This is a genomic window from Aeromonas sp. s5, from assembly GCF_040907865.1.
GTDB lineage: Bacteria > Pseudomonadota > Gammaproteobacteria > Enterobacterales > Aeromonadaceae > Aeromonas > Aeromonas dhakensis.
In genome coordinates this window covers 1-18,473 of record NZ_JBFOCO010000026.1, presented here as the reverse complement: position 1 = coordinate 18,473, position 18,473 = coordinate 1, and the positions used below count along the sequence as shown (strand labels likewise).

Sequence of the window (18,473 nt, the reverse complement as noted above, 5' to 3'; positions counted from 1 at the left end):
CCGGCCGGGAGCACTTCCATGCTGAGCTTTATGCGCAGTGCGCCGCCTCAGCCCCTCATCCGCGATAAGGCCGAGATCGACGCCTGTTATCGCCACTGGCGGCTGCACATACTGCTGACCATGTACCTGGGCTACGCGGTCTTCTACTTCACCCGCAAGAGCTTCAACTTCGCCATGCCGGACATGCTGGCCAGCGGCATGCTGGCCAAGGCCGACATCGGCATGCTGTGGACCCTGTTCTACATCACCTACGGCTGCTCCAAGTTCTTCTCCGGCATCATCAGCGACCGCGCCAACCCGCGCTACTTCATGGGCCTCGGCCTGATGGCGACCGGGGTCATCAATATCCTGTTCGGGCTCTCGTCGTCGCTGTGGCTGTTCGCCGCCCTCTGGGTGGCCAACGCCTTCTTCCAGGGCTGGGGCTGGCCCCCCTGCTCCAAGCTGCTCACCAGCTGGTATTCGCGCAGCGAGCGTGGCTTCTGGTGGTCGGCCTGGAACACGGCCCACAACGTGGGCGGGGCGCTCATCCCCCTCATCGTCAGCACCCTCGCCCTGCAGCACGGCTGGCGCTACGGCATGATAGTGCCCGGCCTTATCGCTATCGTCGCGGGGCTGTTTCTCTGCTGGCGGCTGCGGGATACCCCGAGCGCCATGGGGTTGCCCACGGTGGGCGAGTGGCGCAGCGATGCGCTGGAGCTGGCCCAGCAGACTCAGGATGCGGGGCTATCCCATCGCCAGATCCTGCGCAAGTACGTGCTCGGCAACCCCTACATCTGGCTGCTGGCCTGCTGCTACGTGCTGGTCTACGTGGTGCGCACCGCCATCAACGACTGGGGCAACCTCTACATGACCGAGCAGCGCGGCTTCAATCTGATGAGCGCCAACTCGGCCATCTCCATGTTCGAGGTGGGGGGCTTTATCGGTGCCCTGGTGGCGGGCTGGGGATCGGACAAGCTGTTCAACGGCAACCGCGGGCCGATGAACCTCATCTTCGCGGTGGGGATATTGCTCTCGGTAGGGTCGCTGTGGCTGATGCCCTTCTTCAGTTACGTGATGCAGGCGGCCTGTTTCTTCACCATCGGCTTTTTCGTGTTCGGCCCCCAGATGCTGATCGGCATGGCGGCGGCGGAGTGCTCCCACAAGAATTCGGCGGGGGCCGCCACCGGCTTCGTCGGCCTGTTCGCCTACATGGGGGCGGCGCTGTCGGGCTATCCGCTGGCCAAGGTGATGGAGATCTGGCACTGGCAGGGCTTCTTCGTGGTCATCTCGGTGGCGGCCGGCGTCTCCGCCCTGTTGCTGCTCCCCTTCCTCAAGGCGCAGGCCCCCCGCCCTCGCGAGGTGGCCTGACTCCCCCCGGCTAACCGACCCGTCTCTTGATTTGATCGCGGCGCAGCCGGTCTGCCCCTGCCACCCACACCTCTCTGCCAACTCCCTTTACCACTTATGTGAAGCTGATTGTGGGCGCACGCCAGCCGGCTGAGCAGCAATTGGCACTGCTGACGGCGGGTCCCCTTGTAACAAAATGTGCTGAATACATTTTGGGCTTGAACCCGCCCCATTAGATAGATATGTTGTTTTCGTGTGATTTTATGAGTGTCGCCACGGGAAAAATGCGCCACTAACCTATTGAGTCATCTGGCACAATCGGCATTTGGTACATTTTTCACTCAGCTGGTAGCGAATAGAATCCCATATGGGGCTTTCGCCTCAATCAAGACAATAATCCTGTCTTGCCCTGTTGCCGGATGCAGCAGTCTCTTGTGCCACGGAGTCGCACGGGATCAGGTTCAAGGCTGAACACACTTTTGACAGAGACGTCACTTATGATCAAAAAACTAATTCTCTCTACCCTGCTGCTGTGCGGGCTGGCCAACGCGGCCCCCAGTTCCACCCTGGATGCCGTGCTGGAGCGCGGCGTGCTGCGGGTCGGTTTCGACGCCGGCTATCAACCCTTCGAGATGACCAACAAGCAGGGCCAGTACATCGGCTTTGACGTGGATCTGGCCAAGATGGTCGCCAAGGAGATGGGCGTGAAGGTGGAGTTCGTCAACACCGCCTGGGATGGCATCATCCCCGCGCTCTTGACCGACAAGTTCGACGTCATCATGGGCGGCATGACCGTCACTCCCCAGCGCAACCTGCGCGTCAACTTCGCCGACCCCTATATCGTGGTCGGGCAGACCATAGTCTTGCGCAAGGACAAGGCTGGCGAGATCAAGTCCTTCACCGACCTCAACGACCCCAAGTACAAAATTGCGGTCAAGCTCGGCACCACCGGCGAGCAGGCGGTCAAGCGCCTGATCCCCAAAGCCACCCTGCTGCAGTTTGAAACCCAGGATGACGCCAAGCTGGAAGTGATCAACGGCAAGGTCGACGCCTTCGTCTACGACCTGCCCTACAACGCCATCTTCGCCACCCAGAACAAGGGCGCCGTGGTGCATCTGGACAAGCCGTTCACCTTCGAACCGCTGGCCTGGGCGATCCGCAAGGGGGATCAGGACACCCTCAACTGGTTCAACAACTACCTGCGCCAGATCAAGGGCGACGGCAGCTACGACCGCCTCTACAAGAAGTGGTTCGAATCCACCGCTTGGCTTGATCAGCTCAAGTAACCTCGCAAGGGGCGGCCCGCCGCCCCTTCACGCAGATCCCCACACAATAACTACAACGAGGTTGCGACAGTGCACAACCCAACAAGACAGATGGAAAAACAACCCAATCAACTGCTCTGGCACGGCGTCTTCCTGCTGATCGTGCTGGCCGCCCTGTTCGGCATCTACAAGGCCGTGCAATCGGTGGATTACACCTGGCGCTGGGAGCGAATCCCCCAATACATCGCCTACCAGGCGGAGCAGAAAAATTACGCCGAGTTCGACGGCACCGTGGTTGCCGGCACCACCGAGGCCGACAAGGGCAAGCTGTTCCTGCAAAACGATCTCGATCCCAACCAGCGCCAGCCCATCGCCGTCAGCGGTGGTCAGGTGGCGCAGGGGGATACCGTCTTTCGCGGCGATACCCTCGACACCCAGCTGAGCTGGACCGCCGGCCCCATCGCCTGGGGCGTCTGGATGACCATCAAGCTCTCGCTGGTAGCGGGCATCTTTGCCATCCTGCTCGGCACCCTGGCGGGGCTGGCACGGCTCTCCCCCAATCCGGCCCTGCGCAACCTGGCGATCACCTATGTGGAGCTCATCCGCGGCACCCCACTGCTGGTACAGATCTTCATTGTCTACTTCTTTATCGGCACTGTACTCAATCTGGATCGCTTCACCGCCGGGGTGGCGGCACTGGCGGTCTTCACCGGCGCCTACGTGGCGGAGATCGTCCGTGCCGGCATCAGCTCCATCCACAAGGGGCAGATGGAAGCGGGTCGCAGCCTTGGCATGACCTCGGCCCAGACCATGCGCTACGTGATCCTGCCGCAGGCCTTCAAGCGGGTACTGCCGCCGCTGGCGGGCCAGTTCATCAACCTCATCAAGGACTCCTCGCTGGTCTCGGTCATCTCCATCACGGATCTCACCAAGGCGGGACGGGAGGTGGTGAGCTCCACCTTCAGTCCGTTCGAGGTGTGGTTCACCGTGGCCCTGCTCTATCTGGTGCTGACCGGCACTCTCTCCTTTCTTGTACGCCGTCTGGAGGTGAAATATGCGCGCAGCAACTGATCCGATTATCAAGGCAAGCTCAGTGGAGAAGTTCTACGGCAGCGAGGTGCACGCCCTGAAAAACGTCAGCACCCAGGTAGCCGAAGGGGAAGTGGTGGTGATCGTGGGCCCCAGCGGCTCCGGCAAGTCCACCTTCCTGCGCACCCTCAACCAGCTGGAGACCATCAACGATGGCCAGATCGTGGTGGATGGCATCAGCCTGACCGAGCCTGGCGACGTCAACAAGCTGCGAGAAGAGGTGGGCATGGTGTTCCAGTCCTTCAACCTCTTCCCCCATCTGAGCGTGCTGGACAACATCTGCCTCGCGCCGCAAAAGGTGCGCGGGCTGTCGCGCAAGGACGCCGAGGACAGAGCCAAGGCCCTGCTGCTCAAGGTTGGGCTCTCCAACAAGGCCCAGAGCTACCCCTCCCAGCTCTCCGGCGGCCAGCAGCAGCGGGTGGCCATCGCCCGGGCACTCGCCATACAGCCGCGCATCATGCTGTTTGACGAGCCCACCAGCGCACTCGACCCCGAGATGGTGGGCGAGGTGCTGGACGTGATGAAGGGGCTGGCCCGCGAGGGGATGACCATGGTGGTGGTCACCCACGAGATGGGCTTTGCCCGGGAAGTGGCGGATCGGGTGCTGTTCATGGAGAGCGGCGAGCTGCTGGTGGACGAGAAACCGGCGGATTTTTTCGACAATCCCCCCTCCCCGCGCCTGCGCCAGTTCCTAAGCCAGGTGCTCTAAGGGATAACGCACAAAAAGAAAGAGGGAGTCCATGGCTCCCTCTTTTTCATCGCCGTAACACTAGCTTGCATGACTGAATCTGACCGGCTCCACCATCAGTTCAGCGTGGGGACTTTCCCAGGTATTGCTCCACTATGGTCCGGATCCCGTCCCGCTTCTTGAGTTCGTAGAGATGCTTGTCGAACTGCTCGACAAAGTCCTCCTTGAAGTCGAACTCCCCCTTGCGGCTGTAGCCGAGAAACCCCTGCTCCCGGCTGAGCACAGGCCCCTGCTTGAGCTGGGACATGTCGGCCACTGCCAGCTGGTTGCCCTTGATCATGCTGAGCAGCTCATAGAGCAGCGAGAGCCGGTCGTTGACGGTGCAGTCCACCCGGCCGCGCACTATCTTGAGCAGGTTCTCCCGGTTGCTCTTCACCTCCTCCAGCCCGATCTTCTGCTCTTTGATCGCCTGCCAGAAGGGGGCGCCGCCGATGGTAAAACCGGCATTCATGCCAAAGCGCAGGCCGTAGTAGTCGGTCGGGAACTGCGCCTGCGGGGTGTTGACGGCCACCCCGGCGCCACACATCACCACCAGCTCCTCGTCGAGCAGGGGCTGGGAGTAGGGCCACATCCAAGGGCGACCATCTGGTTGGTAGTAGGGCGGGAAGATGGCGAAGGCGCTGCCCTGCTCCACCATGCTCAGACCCCGTCGCCAGGGCATGGCCTTGATCACCACCTCGTAGCCATCCATGGACGCCGTCACGCTGCGCACTATGTCGGCATAGATCCCCTTGACCTCCTCTCCCTCCTGCCAGGAATAGGGGGGATAGTTGGCATCGGCCAGGATCTCGACCCGGGTCTTGGCCTGCGCCAGCAGGCAGACCCCCATCAACAAACAACACCACAGCCGCATCATCTGCCACTCCAGAGGTAGAAAGCCTCATCAAGCATAGTCACTGCGCCCGCCGCTCAGGGAGTCGTCATACCAATTGATGGGCTGCCGCTGGCCACATGCCACACCAAGCCCCAGATGAACACACCCACTGCAGCAAAATGTTAATGAAAGTTTGCATTCATCCTTTATGCTGGAGAGCAATTGCTCTGACTGGATGCCCGACATGGATGTGCAACTGCTCCTGCTCTACCTCTCGCCAATCTTTGTGGCCTTTATCGGCTGGGAGATGCTCTACCTGCGCAAGCATGGCGCCGCCTTTCCCAGCGCCGGCTACCAGTGGCGGGATCTCTTTGCCAACGCCACCCTGGCGCTGATGCATCAGGGGGGCGACGCGCTGGCGGCCATCGCCATCGCCTACCTCTACGATGCCCTCTGGGGCTGGCGGTTGCTGGACATAGATCTCAACCTCTGGAGCCTGTTGCTGCTCTTCCTGCTGCAGGATCTCTGCTACTGGCTGTTCCACTTCGCGAGCCACCATGTGCGCTGGCTGTGGGCCTCCCACGTGGTGCACCACAGCTCGGAGCGGCTCAACCTCTCCACCGCCTTTCGCCAGAGCCTGATGTACCCGGTCTCCGGCATGTGGCTGTTCTGGATCCCGATGATCCTCATCGGTTTCCCGCCCGAGGCCGTGGTGGCCACCGTGCTCTTGAGCCTGGGTTTTCAGTTCTTCGTCCACACCCAGGTGGTGGGCAAGCTTGGCTGGCTGGAGTGGATCTTCAACACCCCCTCCCACCACAGGGTGCACCACGCCAGCAACGCCAAATATATCGATCGCAACTTCGCCGGGGTGCTCATCATCTGGGACCGGCTGTTCGGTACCTTCGTGGAAGAAGACTTAGGCGAGCCGTGTCGCTTTGGCATCACCAAACCCATCCACAGCTTCAACCCGCTCACCCTCACCTTCCACGAGTGGCGTGACATGCTGCAAGAGGCCCGGGGCCTGCCCTGGCGACAGAAGCTCGCGGTGCTGTTCGGCAAGCCGGCCGGCCCCGCCAGCCGCTAGGCACAACGTCGCAGACAAAAAGAGAGCGCCCCCTTGGGCGCTCTCTTGCATTGGGTCACCACCCGGTCAGACGTGGGCAAAGGACCAGACGGCGGGAATGAGGCTCAGCAGCGTCACCCCGGCCAGCAGACGCTCGCGACCGCTCAGGGGCTGATCGGCCCCCAGCTGGCGACGGCTGTAGAGAAACAGCAGCAGACCCGGCCCGTAGAGCAGAAGCGACAGCAGCAGGTACTCCACCCCGGCGGCATAGAGCAACCAGAGACCGTAACCGCTCGACACCAGCGCCACCGCTCGCATCAGGAGGTTCCCCTGCCCGCTGAAGGCGAGCTTGAGCAGGAACAGGCCGATCAGCAGATAGGGCACCAAGATCATGGAGGTGGAGACGAGCAGCAGGTTGGTGTAGCCCTTGCCAAGCAGCCACACCAGCAGCAGGCAGCCCTGCACCGTCAGGCTGGTGAGCCAGAGCGAGGCGATGGGGGTGCCGTTGCGGTTCTGACGCCGGAAGATGGCCGGGAAGGCGCCGTGGCCCGCCGCGCTGAACGGCACCTCGGCCGAGAACAGGGTCCAGCTCACGTAGGAGGCGAGCACCGAGACGATAAGGCCGGCGCTGATGAGCAGCTTGCCCCAGGAGCCGGTCATCTGGGCCATCAGTCCCGCCATGGAGGGGTTGGGCAGGGCCGCGAGCTCGGGGCGGCTCAATATCCCGAGCGCCAGCACCGAGATGAGCACATAGAGCAGCAGCGCCAGCACCACCCCGAGCACGGTGGCCGTGCCCACGTCCCGCCTGTTTCTGGCCCGGGCCGACAGCACAGCCGCCCCCTCGATGCCGGTGAAGACCCAGAGGGTGATCAGCATGGTGTTACGCACCTGCTCGGAGACCGGCGTTGCCAGAGTGCTGCCCTCCTGATCCGCCGCGAAGGTGACCGGGTCGAACCAGTAGCAGGCAAACAGGATGAACAGCAGCAGCGGCAGGCTCTTGGCCAGGGTCGCCACCAGGTTGAACAGGGCCGCCTGCTGCACGCCGCGGGCCACCAGCAAGTGCACCGCCCAGAGGATGCAGGACTCGCCGATGAAGGCCGCCAAGGTGTTGCCCTCGCCAAACCATACCCGCTCCGGGGTGTCGACGAAGCTGCCCAGCGCCGCGAAGGCGATCACCAGATAGCCCACCACGCCGATGGTGGCGCACAGCCAATAGCCCCAGGCGGAGAAGAAACCCACCAGATCGCCGAAACCGGCCCGGGCATAGCTGTAGATGCCGCCATCGAGTTCCGGCCTTAAGCGCGACAGATAGAGGAAGCTGGCCGCCAGCGCCAGTATGCCGACCCCGGTGACGGCCCAGCCGATCAGCACGGCGCGCGCGCCGGCCACCTCGGCCATGTTCTGGGGCAGGCTGAAGATCCCCGCCCCCACCATGGAGCTGAACACCAGGGCTGTGAGGGACCAGAGCCCGATCTTGCTCTCTTTCATGGGCGCTCCTTAACGCAGCCGGCTGGCCAGCGCCTCAATGTGTTCCGGGCCGATGCCGCAGCAGCCGCCGATGAGGCTTGCCCCGGCAGCGCGCCAGCGCTCGGCCCAGCCCAGATAATCCAGCGGTCCCAGATCGGTGCGGATCTCATCCAGCCCGTCGTTGGCGGTCGCCTCCTTGGGCTGGGGCGGGAAGGCGTTGGCATAGGCGCCGAGGCGAACGTCGGTGCGCCCCAGGACCTGCAGGCCGGCCCTGGCCACCTTGAGCGCGGCGTCGATCACCTCGGGCTGGCAGCAGTTGAACAGGATGGCGTCCACCCCGGCCTCGGCCAAGGCGGCGACGGCATCCGCCACCCGCTCACCGGAACGCAGGGTCGGTTCGCTACCCGGCGCCTCGTCTTCCAGGGTGAAGGAGACCCAGAACGGCTTGCCATCCTCGGGCAGCAGGGCCTGGATGGCCAGCGGCTCGGCGATGAGGCTCATGGTCTCCGCCAGCCAAAAATCTACTCGGGGGGAGAGCGCCCGAATAAGCGGGGTCGCCAGCTCGCTCACCCGGCCTGCGTCGAACAGGTCGGCACGGTAGGATCCAAAGAGCGGCGGCAAGGAGCCGGCCACCTGCACGCTACCCGGCTGCTCGTCAGCCACCTCGCGGGCCAGCTGACCGGCCAGCGCCGCCAGCTCCTCCCCCTCTGCCGCAAAACGCGCCTCACCGATATGAAACGGCACCAGCGCATAGCTGTTGGTGGTGATGACCTGGGCCCCGCTCGCCGCATAGGCCCGGTGCACCTCTCGCACCGTCTCGGGGGCCTCCATCAGGGCCAGCGCCGACCACTCCGGCTGGCGAAACGGCGCGCCCCGCCGTGCCAGCTCGCGCCCCATGCCGCCATCCAGTATCCACAATGCCTGCGTATCCATCTGTCTCGTCTCTTGTTGTGTTGTTGTCTTGCTGTGCGGGACTGTGCGCTTTATCCGTTGCGCCTGCCCCGGCGGCGCGGCAACCCGTCGCCATCGTCACCCTGAATAAATCAGCCATAAAAACATATAGATGTTTAGATGGCCAAAGCAAGATAAAGCAAAGCCCGCCCGACGGCAACCGGCATCACCGCAAAACCACAAACTCAGAAAGCAGAAAAGCAGAAAAGCAAGAGGCCACCCTAAGGTGGCCTCTTGTGGCAACAGATGAACTGGTGGCTCAACGCCCGGCCAGTACCCGCTTGGTCTGTTTGACCCAGTCGGAAACTCGACCCTGCTGGGGATACCCCTGCCAGATCTGCTCCCACTGGGCGGGGCTGAGCGGGCGCCCCAACCGGCGCTGCACCCCGGCATAGAGGTAGTCGTGGGCCGTGGTACGGGCCTGGGCAGAGGTGAGGAACTTGGCCACCGGGTCGGTCAGGCGCACGTCCCGCATTCCGAGCAGCGGATAGTCGCTGTGCACCGCCGCCAGCATGGTCTCACGCATGGCCGACTCGATGTAGCCACGGGCAAACAGGGCGGTTACCGACTCGAGCGAACCTTGATCCGGGCCGTGATACTCCTCGTCGAACACCGGGCTCGGCTCCGCCACGGCGCTTTGCACCACCGCATCGGGATCCGGCTGCGGCATGACCACGGCAGCCTTGGGAGCGGCCGGCTTGGCGACGGGAGTGGCCTTGCGCGGTGCGCTCTGGCTGCAGGCACCGAGTGCCAGGGCGAGCGCTACACAGGCCAGCGCACGGGAATGAGACTGCATCTTCATGATTGCTAACGAGCTCCTTTTACTATTCCTGAGCGGGCTTGTCGGCCGGCGTGGCCTCGACCCGGGTGACCAGCAGCTGGTCAATCTTGTAGCTGTCGATGTCCACCACTTCAAACTTGTAACCGGCGTATTTGACCGAGTCGGTTCGCTTGGGGATCTTGCGCAGCATGTACATGATGAAGCCGGCGATGGTTTCATAATTCTGGTTTTCCGGGAACTCCTCGATGTCGAAGGCACGCATCACGTCGGAGATAGGGGTCACCCCATCCACCAGCCAGGAGTTCTCATCCCGCTGCACTATCTGCTCTTCCACCACGTGGGTGGCCCACTCGCCCATGACGGTACTCATCAGGTCGTTCATGGTGACGATACCCACCACCAGCGCGTACTCGTTCATCACCACCGCGAAGTCGCCGCGATGGTTCTTGAAGTACTCCATCGCCTCGTAGAGGTTGAGGGTGTCGGGGATGATGATGACGTTCTGCACCAGGGAGCCGCTGTTGAGATCGATGCTCTGGCCGCTGATGACCCGGATCAGCAGCTCCTTGGAGTCGACGAAGCCCTTGATGCTGTCGAGGTTGTGGTCGCACACCAGGAACTTGTTGTGGGGATGTTCGGCGATCTTGGCCTTGATGCTCTCCTCCCCCTCTTGCAGGGTGAAGTAGATGAGGCTCTCGCGCGCCGTCATGGCGGAGGTGACGCCGAGGGACTGCAGCTCGAACACGTTCTCGATGAGCTGATGCTCCTCGCGCTGGATGACGCCGGCCTCGGCCCCCGCATCCATCACCGCATAGATGTCGTCGGAGGTGATCTCGTCGTTGCGCACCATGGAGATGCGCAGCAGCCGGAACAGGCCGTTGGCCATGCCATTGAACAGCCACACCAGAGGCATCAGCAGGGTGACGCACAGCAGCATGGGGCGCACCACCACCACGGCGATCCGCTCCGGCATGGTCATGGCGAGGCGCTTGGGCATCAGATCGGCGATGAGAATGAACATGCCGGTGACGAACACGAAGGAGGCCGCCGAGCTGATTTCACTCAGCCAGGGCCCCTGATAGAACTCGGAGACCAGCTCCTTGATGGCCGGGTTCAGGGCGGATTCGCCCAGGATACCGCCCAGGATGGCGACGGTATTGAGCCCGATCTGCACCACGGTGAAGAAGTTGCCCGGCTGGGCCTGCAGTGCCAGTACCTTTTCGGCATGGCGGTTGCCCTCATCGGCCATCACCTGCAACTTGATCTTGCGGGAGGCGGCGAGGGATATCTCGGAGAGAGAGAAGAACACGCTGCCGGCAACCAGCAGCATCAGGAAAAATAAACTATCGGCAAAACTCATGATTAACCTATTGCTACACCCGCCTTAGCACAAGACGGCAAACTGGGTCCGGGAGACCGGACCGTGAGTCGATCCGGGACTCACACAGGGGGCATATTCTAGCAGAAAAGCGCCAGTCGGGTGGCGATATCTTGCACTGACTGAAAAGGCAACAAAAAAGGCGCTCAAAGCGCCTTTTTATTCATTTCGTCATCAGAGTCACCAACCCGTTAAAACTAAGGGAATACGGCGCTAAGCCTTGTTCTACCTGACTTACAGCGTAAGGCCATCCGCTTGGCTATGAGCTCTGATAAGCTTTCATTCCCACCCATAAACGGTAAGGTGTGGTCAATGATGTGGACACTCCACACCTAACCAGCACCTCCCCTGAGCGGGTTGAACTGCACTGCATCCTGTAAAAAATCAGGCGCGAAATGAGCATAGGTCATCGTCTGCTGGATAGAGGCATGACCCAAGATTCGTTGCAGCACCAAAATGTTCCCCCCGTTCGCCATAAAGTGTGTAGCGAAGGTGTGGCGTAGTGCATGCACTGCTTGCCCTTTGGGTAAATCGGGCTTCACTACCTTCAACATCTCCCGCACCCGTAGGTAGTTCGCCTTGGGGAACAACACCCCACGCTTGTTTGCCACCCATTCAGCCTCAACCTCTGCACTGATGGGAACCGTTCGATTTTTACCGTTCTTGGTAGCCACGAACGTCACCCGTCGGTTGACTACATGCTCGGCCCGAACGGTAGAAGCTTCACTCCAACGAGCGCCGGTACTCAGGCATAACACGGCAACGCCTCTATCATCCCCACTTAACCCAGCCAACAATTGCTGAACTTCAGATGGGGAAAGATAACTCATCTCCCTCGGCGCAACCTTCAAAGCCTTCACTTCTCGAACAGGGTTCTCACCACGGTAGAAACCTCCCTCGATGAGGAAATTGAACATACCGCTCAGTTCCACTACCAGGCGGTTGACGCTATTGGGGGTTATGCCTGCGGCTAACATACGCGAACGCAGCAAAGTCAAAGCGTGAGCATTAAGCTGGTTGACCCGCACTTCACCCAAGTATCGATCTGCCCGTAATAAGGTACGGCGTGCGTGGGCCCCCCACTTTTGATACTGCCCTTTGTGCGCCCACCAAATTTCGATGAGCTCAGCCAACGTGCGGGCATCTGTGGGCTTACTCTGCCAGGGCTTATCATGCTGTGTCGCCAACACATGCCGCTCGAAGGCAACTGCCTCGTGTTTCTTAGAAAACCTCCGCCGGATCCGCTTTCCCTTGCGACCCGTCGGTCTAACGTCCACTTGATATTGACCATCATCGAGCTTCTTAATCGACATAGCGAAGCTCTCCGATACTGCTTGTTGATACGTGCTGGCTCAGGCCGCACGCCTCTATATAGACAAGGAACTGCCTATGTAGGGTTAGCCAGTCTTCTGGTCTGAGGGCGGTAACGCGCTGCTGTCTTGCCCAACGTGTGCGAGAACCGGCGCGATCTGGCCGGCTTCGGGTGAAACTTCATCAAACATGAACCAACTGTGGTACTTCCTGAACCTAGGTTGGCTAAATATTTTCTGGATTGATGAAAAACCAATCTCCTTTCCCAACGTCTCGTAGCCCGACAGAGTGCCGTAAGGAATACCGGTCAGCTCTGCAAACTGTTTCCTATTCATCCTCTCTGATTCTCGTATGAGCTTCAATTTCTCGGAAGTTTCTATTGACACACACACTCCTTGAGCGTTAATTTGCCAATCAGCAAATGATTTGCCGATTGGTAAAAACATAAACTAGTGTTTAGCAGCCCCTGAAAGCTCTCTACAGCCAGCAGGGGCAACCAGAGAGGGTATCAGATATGAGTGATGCAACCAAAACCCCGAACAGCCAGACCGAAGTACCGGCCAAGTTTGCTGTGGGTCTCACCCCTTCATTGGTGCACACCGATGCAGTAACCGCCGATGCGTTTGCCCATGCCATCGGAAAAACCCGTAAAGCCGTGGTGGAGATGATCAAAGTGGGCAAGTTACCCGGTGTAGAAATGAAAGTTCCAGGAAACCCTAATGCCAAAGGTGACTACTACGTATACCTGCCGGCCTGGAATGCGGGACTGAAATTGGCATTCGAAAGCCGACCCAAGGAAATCCGGGATGGCTGGCTCGCCTGGCTTGGCCTCAGTGTCTGAATGAAATGCATTTATGCCTCTCTCTTGTGGCTCGGTTTCCACAAAACCATAACGACCTTTGGAGGGAAATCAGAGTGTCGAATACCACCAGAAACCTACACCCCTACTACCGCAGTGCCTGCGCCGGTTTCGTGAAGGATCGCAACATAGAAAAGTTGGCCGCCAGCATGGGTATGTCGGCCCATGTGCTGCGCAACAAGTTCAATCAGCAGCAGAAACACAAGCTATCGGGTGATGACCTGATCGCTCTCTACCAGGTGACCAAAGACGAAACGCTGCTCGATGCCCTGCTGTTTGAGTGTGGCCTGACTGCTGTCGCCATTCCCGATGCCGAGCGGGCGCCCTCCCTGACCCACCAGGTGATCCAGCTCAACTCGCAAATTGCGAGCATCGGCCAGCGCACCCTGGAGCTCACGGAACGCGGCCGCATCACCAGCAACGAGCACCGCTCTTTCATGAGCATCGCCGCAGCTGCTATGGGCTCGGTAGCACTGCTGATCAATGACGTCGAACAGCGATTTCAGGTGGTGTCGCCCCTTGCGGCACTGGCGATGTGAGGAGAAGGAAAGATGAATTTACGAGCGAGTGCAGCCGAGAAGGCGCTGGCAGAAATGCGTGAAGCGCTTTACCACGCCAATTGCAGGGTTGCGAAGTATTGGGGAGAGCTCAATCAGCCGCAACGTCGAGCCATCTGCAATGAAGCCGAGTTACCCAGTTCGCTGGCAAGACCTGAATTCCCACTCGGGGAGCACGACCGCGAGGCCCTTTGTCTGGCCATGCGCCGCCTTGGGTTCCAGCACCTGTTTCACGGCGCGGTCAGCCTCGAAGAATGGCGCACCGGTTTGATAGCACCACCAGAAGAAAAACCAGAGGTAACAGGACCAGCCGACCGGCTGGCGAAGAGCAAGGGCTTGTTGATGACACTGGTCAACAACCCACAAACCGCAAATTGCGGGCAAGAAAAAACCCCGATCACTGGTGCCGCAAACACCTAACGGGGCTCTCTCAGTCAATCATCCCCAGGAATCTTGACATGACAACTCTAGCAATCCCCCGCGCGCTGCGCAACCGCGAGATCCAGCGCCGCCGTATCACAGGGCCATATGCCGCCCGCTACTCGGAAAACGACCTGACGATCCTGAGCCAGCGAGCTAACGCCCTGGTCTGGGCTTCTCTGTTTGGTCACATCAATCGCCTTAATGCCCATCAAGGAGCCTAACCATGACCCTGCACAACTCTGAAATGCCGTCCATGACGGCCCTCAATGCCAGTACCCGCCAACGACTGCGCCAACTGCGCGAATTTCTGGGGATGAGTCGTCCCAAATTTGCAGCGCAGCTGGATATCCCGCCTACCACCCTCAAGAACTACGAGTTGGGCTATCGCGAGATTGGCGGTGGCCTGCTGCTGCGCATCATCAATACCCCCGGCCTGTCTGATTACGCCGTATGGCTGATGAAAGGCTCTCTGATCATCCCCGAGCAAGTGCGCCCGGCCCATCCCAACTAATCCAACAAGGGGCTGTTTCGGCAGCCCCTGGAGCAATGCACATGGAAGGATTCAAGAGCATTGGCCGGATACCGGCCCAGATACAGGCAAAAGCGGCAGTAGTGCTGGCCTGTCAACGCCCTCGCCGGCTGCAATCCGGGTGTGGGGATGTCATTGCAGTGGGCTACCGATACCGCCTGTTTCGGCCCTGTGGGGCCAGCGGTTATCAGCTGATGACCCACGAACGGTACAACAAACTGACCGTAAGAAAGCGTTGAGGAAGTAGCTATGAGTGACGCAATCAAGATAGCCAGCCAGGCCCCCAAGCTCATCGAGGGGTTGCTGGCCGACATGTTCGCCGCCCGGGCTGATGACAATCGGGTGTGCCTGGGCAGCGTATGGTCAGGCCCACAGCACATTCAGATCCAGCTTGTGGCCACAAGCAGCCCAGACGCGCTGCTGGATGATGACAGCAGCGATGATGAATACGCCGAACCCAATGAACTGGTCCAGCCGAAAAGCGGGCTATGGCTCCACTGGCAGAGCTACCGAGCCGACTACATAGGCGCCTCTAACGCCACCTATGGGACTGATGCTGCTGAGGTGCTGGCCCTTGGGGCGATCCGTTCCATTTATTGGCTGGCACTCGGCCAGGGGGAAACGCCACTTGCTACCGAAATCGGCGACTGGTGGAAAGAGTGCGCCCCCCTGCATGGACTGGGCGAGGTGATCCGATGACCGAGAACACCCCGAACTTTTCAGCACTGCAAGCGGAAGTAGAGGCCGACATTGCCACCTTGTCCGCCATCGCCAAGGTAAAGCTGGCAACCCTTCGTCAGTACCAACACCAGCTCCTCACCTTACGAGAGGCCCGACTGCCAGCGCCCAAATACGCCCTGTGCCGCCTGCTGTTCGAATGCAGAGAGGAGCGCCGCGCCCGTATCGAAGCGTTAGACACCGTCGCCCACCAGGAGCGGTATCTTGCCCACCTATGCGGTGACGAGCCCCTGCCCTTCTAATGCGGGACTACCACGCCGAGCTGTTCGACGCCAAACCCATCTCCCCCAGGCAACCTGCTGCTTGGAAATTGGCAGCATCCACCAAAGCCATGGCGCGTCGCATCATGGCCTGTCGTCGTGTCTCGCTCTGTCCACTCGACGCATCACGCCTCCCCGCCGCTCGTCGCAAGGAGCTCGCCGGCGGCGATATCAATACCCGGGTCGAAGCCATCAAGAGCTATTTTGTCGGCATCCCTGGTGCCTATGCCCTGGACTGGGCACTTGACCTGCTGGAGCGGCCAATCCCGCGTGAGAACGGCGGGTCAGGGGTGCAGTTGCCCGGTGATCTGATCGCCGAGTTGTTCGTGGGCTACTGCGCCCGTCGCGCCCCGGACGTGCTCAAAGACGTGGCGATCTGCTACGACGCCAACCGCTGGCTATCAAGCCGCATCACGACCCTACGCCAGGTGCAGAACGTGATCCCCGAACCGCTCGACTCGCTGCGCACCAAAGAGAGCCGCGAGCGCCTGGCCGTCAACTACGCCGAACGTGTCACCCGGCTGTTTAATGCCATCACTGATTTCGGCGCTGAGCAGGTGCCGGCGATCCGTTTGTGGAAGGCATGCCGCCAACCGCTGACCGCTTGGGGCATGCTGCCCCGCCTGCCCAGGTTCAGAACGGCCGCAAGCCGCGACGATTTCATCGCCCATCATCTGATCCGCTGGCTCGACCCTAAGTGGTGGGCCAGGCGTATGCGCAAGATCTGGGATCAATACAACGAACATTGCGCAATCCTCCTCGGCAAGGTGCGCAAAGGGGTATCCGCTTACGTGTCCAGCCAGGGATTGCAGGCCTTTATCGAGCGCCAGCGTATGGCCGCCGCTTGGCTCAAAGACATGGAAGCCTATAACGCCCAGGACGACATCATCATCAGCCTGGAGGAAGCGGTTAAAGCCTCCATCGCCAACCCGGAGAACCGCCGCCATGAATTGGTGGTGCGCGCTCGGGGCTTCTCTGATGTGGCTGACGAAATGGGTTATGTGGGTCTGTTCTTCACCTGGACGGCGCCTAGCCGCTTCCATCCCTGGAAGACGGTACGAGCCTCCCAGGTCGGCGGACCAGACAGCACAGAAGAGAACCCCAAGCACGACGGCTCATCCCCCCGCGACTCGCAACACTACATCAGCGAGCTGTGGAAGCGCTGCCGCTCTGCCCTCGATCGCAACCTGGCCAAACGGGGGGAATTCCTGGTGGCCGACCCTATCGACTATTTCGGCTTTCGGGTGGTCGAACCCCACCACGACGGCACACCCCATTGGCACCTGCTGATCTGGGTCAAACCCGAGCACCAGCACAGGCTGATCGGCATCCTGCAGCGCTATGCCCTGAGCCATAACAAAGGCGACCTGGAACGCAAACGCCACCCGGACAGCAAAAAGCCCTATAGCGACATCACGCCCCGCTTTGACTGGAAGGTAATGGACAAGGAGAAGGGCGGAGCCGTGGGCTACATCGTCAAATACATCGCCAAAAACATCGACGGGTACCGGGTCGGTGACGAAGGCGATCTGGAAGCAGAAACCGCAGCTACCGAAGGCGCCCGTCGGGTGCGGGCTTGGGCCTCGCTCTGGGGCCTGCGCCAGTTCCAACCCTTGAAAGGGCCACCGGTCGGGATCTGGCGGGAACTGCGCCGGCTACCTGGCCGCCTGCAAGAGGCCAAGGGGATCGTCGTGGCCCCGCTGGCCAGCCCCATCATGGAAGAGTGCAGGCGCTATGCCGACGCGGTGGACTGGAAGAACTTCACCCAAGCCATGGGCGGCCCCTGTTGCCGGCGCGATGAACGCCCCTTGAGTATCCACCGCACCGCTTTTGCCGAACCCAATCAGTACGGCGAACCGCAAACCAAGCTTGTGGGTGTGCGGGCCGCTGACGGCCTCATCCAGCAAACCCGTGTTGGGGAATGGGTGCTGCGCAAGTGTGGGTCACAGAGCACCGCCGAGGCCCAGGGCAGCGGGTTTTGGTCTGTGGGCGAGCGCAGCGAGTTAGTGGGTACCGAGCGAAGCGAAGGGGGTTTCCCCCTTGGAGCTCTGGCAACAACTGTACGCGACGATCTCCGAGGATATAAAGAGGATCCACTGGGTGACAGAAATCTATTCCATTTGGGGCTAGATGCCGAGGGTGTGGCCATGATCCGGCTCGGCCTGGTGGTCAGGGTGGGGGACCGGTCAGTTTGCATTCGGGATGGTGAGTTGAAAGTGACCGAACGGCATCCGTTCGAATCACCAAACGAGCCATCACCGTATCAAATTGAAGCCGAAGCCAAACGCCGGGAGGCAAAGCGCCAGGCGGAGCTCAAGGATGTGCGGGGCTTACTGGCCGAGTCCGGGGATCCAGCGGCCTGGCTGGCTAGCATGACGGCCGCTGGCGCCGATGAAGCTCTGGTGTTGCTGGAGGCCCTGGGAGATGGGGACGCCGAGGCAGCCCGCACCCAGCTTGACCGGCTACGCGATACCGTCGATCTGCGGACGTGGCCACAACCGCCAGTCGAGCGCCACCAAGAGGCGATCAGTAATGCCGAATTTTTCGGGGGGTAAGACAAAGGGGCCGTAGAGGCCTCTTTGTAGCAAAGCATCTTAGCTATGGGTATGCAACACGAGAGCTGCTGGATAAAAGAATGCAGTTGATGGAGTCCCGTCTCCGCCAAACCAGATGCACGAAACGTCCTGCTGGCTGCCGTTGTTACGCACAAACTCTACAGTCATCACAGGCCCAACGCTACTTCGGAGTGTATGGAGATGGTATTCACCTGACAGTTGCCCACAAAAGGGAGTGGTCATACGGCTTCAAACCGGATAACAAAACGGTACCCCTACCGTGTTATCCGGAGTCACCGTATGACCACCAACGAGAAAGTAGCACGTCGTAAACTCAGCCTGCTAGAGCTCGCCAAAGA

The 18,473-nt window shown here is 60.7% G+C and carries 20 protein-coding genes; 13 read left to right on the top strand and 7 right to left on the bottom strand.

Annotated elements, in window-relative coordinates:
* The first annotated feature begins 18 nt into the window (after positions 1–18).
* From AB5Y94_RS15770 to AB5Y94_RS15755, 4 genes are all read left to right on the top strand, one after another.
* Positions 19–1,347 (top strand): MFS transporter, encoded by a 1,329-nt coding sequence (locus AB5Y94_RS15770; RefSeq protein WP_368206134.1) that lies wholly within the window; start codon positions 19–21, stop codon positions 1,345–1,347.
* A 476-nt stretch (positions 1,348–1,823) separates the two neighbouring features.
* Entirely contained in the window at positions 1,824–2,612 is a 789-nt protein-coding gene (locus AB5Y94_RS15765; protein ID WP_019838861.1) for a transporter substrate-binding domain-containing protein, read from the top strand.
* Positions 2,613–2,702: 90 nt separating this feature from the next.
* The gene (locus AB5Y94_RS15760; protein WP_041203158.1) at positions 2,703–3,662 is read left to right on the top strand and encodes an amino acid ABC transporter permease; all 960 of its coding nucleotides are present in this window, start codon (positions 2,703–2,705) and stop codon (positions 3,660–3,662) included.
* Positions 3,646–4,389, top strand: coding sequence for an amino acid ABC transporter ATP-binding protein (locus AB5Y94_RS15755; protein WP_368206133.1), 744 nt, complete (start codon positions 3,646–3,648; stop codon positions 4,387–4,389). The genes AB5Y94_RS15760 and AB5Y94_RS15755 overlap by 17 nt, the downstream gene beginning before the upstream one ends.
* A gap of 100 nt (positions 4,390–4,489) precedes the next feature.
* Here the strand turns inward: AB5Y94_RS15755 and AB5Y94_RS15750 are convergent, their stop codons facing one another.
* Complete coding sequence (locus AB5Y94_RS15750; RefSeq protein WP_025201435.1) at positions 4,490–5,257, bottom strand: ABC transporter substrate-binding protein; 768 nt, start codon at positions 5,255–5,257, stop codon at positions 4,490–4,492.
* Between the two features lie 229 nt (positions 5,258–5,486).
* Between AB5Y94_RS15750 and AB5Y94_RS15745 the strand changes: the two genes are divergently transcribed.
* Entirely contained in the window at positions 5,487–6,326 is an 840-nt protein-coding gene (locus tag AB5Y94_RS15745) for a sterol desaturase family protein (protein ID WP_368206149.1), read from the top strand.
* A gap of 66 nt (positions 6,327–6,392) precedes the next feature.
* On the opposite strand, the gene AB5Y94_RS15740 is transcribed toward AB5Y94_RS15745, so the two are convergent.
* From AB5Y94_RS15740 to AB5Y94_RS15715, 6 genes are all read right to left on the bottom strand, one after another.
* Positions 6,393–7,793: a basic amino acid/polyamine antiporter gene (locus AB5Y94_RS15740; protein ID WP_368206132.1), complete on the bottom strand. Its 1,401-nt coding sequence runs from the start codon at positions 7,791–7,793 to the stop codon at positions 6,393–6,395.
* A 9-nt stretch (positions 7,794–7,802) separates the two neighbouring features.
* Positions 7,803–8,705 carry a homocysteine S-methyltransferase family protein gene (locus AB5Y94_RS15735; protein ID WP_368206131.1) on the bottom strand — a complete coding sequence of 301 codons (903 nt, stop codon included), beginning with the start codon at positions 8,703–8,705 and terminating at the stop codon, positions 7,803–7,805.
* A gap of 277 nt (positions 8,706–8,982) precedes the next feature.
* Positions 8,983–9,525: a hypothetical protein gene (locus AB5Y94_RS15730; RefSeq protein WP_005302733.1), complete on the bottom strand. Its 543-nt coding sequence runs from the start codon at positions 9,523–9,525 to the stop codon at positions 8,983–8,985.
* 22 nt (positions 9,526–9,547) lie between these two features.
* Positions 9,548–10,864, bottom strand: coding sequence for a hemolysin family protein (locus tag AB5Y94_RS15725; protein ID WP_206220375.1), 1,317 nt, complete (start codon positions 10,862–10,864; stop codon positions 9,548–9,550).
* Between the two features lie 350 nt (positions 10,865–11,214).
* Positions 11,215–12,195 (bottom strand): tyrosine-type recombinase/integrase, encoded by a 981-nt coding sequence (locus AB5Y94_RS15720; RefSeq protein WP_042870739.1) that lies wholly within the window; start codon positions 12,193–12,195, stop codon positions 11,215–11,217.
* Positions 12,196–12,279: 84 nt separating this feature from the next.
* The gene (locus AB5Y94_RS15715) at positions 12,280–12,579 is read right to left on the bottom strand and encodes a helix-turn-helix transcriptional regulator (RefSeq protein ID WP_146062134.1); all 300 of its coding nucleotides are present in this window, start codon (positions 12,577–12,579) and stop codon (positions 12,280–12,282) included.
* Between the two features lie 128 nt (positions 12,580–12,707).
* Here AB5Y94_RS15715 and AB5Y94_RS15710 point away from each other — a divergent pair, with 128 nt between their 5' ends.
* The 8 genes from AB5Y94_RS15710 (at position 12,708) to AB5Y94_RS15675 (ending at position 18,114) form a co-directional block, all read left to right on the top strand.
* A complete protein-coding gene (locus AB5Y94_RS15710; RefSeq protein WP_082030449.1) occupies positions 12,708–13,034 on the top strand; it encodes a Cox family DNA-binding protein in 327 nt (108 codons plus the stop codon).
* A gap of 74 nt (positions 13,035–13,108) precedes the next feature.
* Positions 13,109–13,591, top strand: a complete 483-nt coding sequence (locus AB5Y94_RS15705) for a phage regulatory CII family protein (RefSeq protein ID WP_368206130.1) — start codon at positions 13,109–13,111, stop codon at positions 13,589–13,591.
* 12 nt (positions 13,592–13,603) lie between these two features.
* Positions 13,604–14,029, top strand: coding sequence for a hypothetical protein (locus tag AB5Y94_RS15700; RefSeq protein ID WP_126880522.1), 426 nt, complete (start codon positions 13,604–13,606; stop codon positions 14,027–14,029).
* A 38-nt stretch (positions 14,030–14,067) separates the two neighbouring features.
* Positions 14,068–14,253 carry a hypothetical protein gene (locus AB5Y94_RS15695; protein WP_042870735.1) on the top strand — a complete coding sequence of 62 codons (186 nt, stop codon included), beginning with the start codon at positions 14,068–14,070 and terminating at the stop codon, positions 14,251–14,253.
* A 2-nt stretch (positions 14,254–14,255) separates the two neighbouring features.
* Positions 14,256–14,543: a helix-turn-helix domain-containing protein gene (locus AB5Y94_RS15690; RefSeq protein ID WP_235354733.1), complete on the top strand. Its 288-nt coding sequence runs from the start codon at positions 14,256–14,258 to the stop codon at positions 14,541–14,543.
* 267 nt (positions 14,544–14,810) lie between these two features.
* The gene (locus AB5Y94_RS15685; protein WP_368206129.1) at positions 14,811–15,260 is read left to right on the top strand and encodes a hypothetical protein; all 450 of its coding nucleotides are present in this window, start codon (positions 14,811–14,813) and stop codon (positions 15,258–15,260) included.
* Positions 15,257–15,541: a hypothetical protein gene (locus tag AB5Y94_RS15680; RefSeq protein WP_368206128.1), complete on the top strand. Its 285-nt coding sequence runs from the start codon at positions 15,257–15,259 to the stop codon at positions 15,539–15,541. The genes AB5Y94_RS15685 and AB5Y94_RS15680 overlap by 4 nt, the downstream gene beginning before the upstream one ends.
* Positions 15,541–18,114: a replication endonuclease gene (locus AB5Y94_RS15675; RefSeq protein ID WP_368206127.1), complete on the top strand. Its 2,574-nt coding sequence runs from the start codon at positions 15,541–15,543 to the stop codon at positions 18,112–18,114. Before AB5Y94_RS15680 ends, AB5Y94_RS15675 begins: the two co-directional genes overlap by 1 nt.
* The last annotated feature ends 359 nt before the right edge of the window (positions 18,115–18,473 follow it).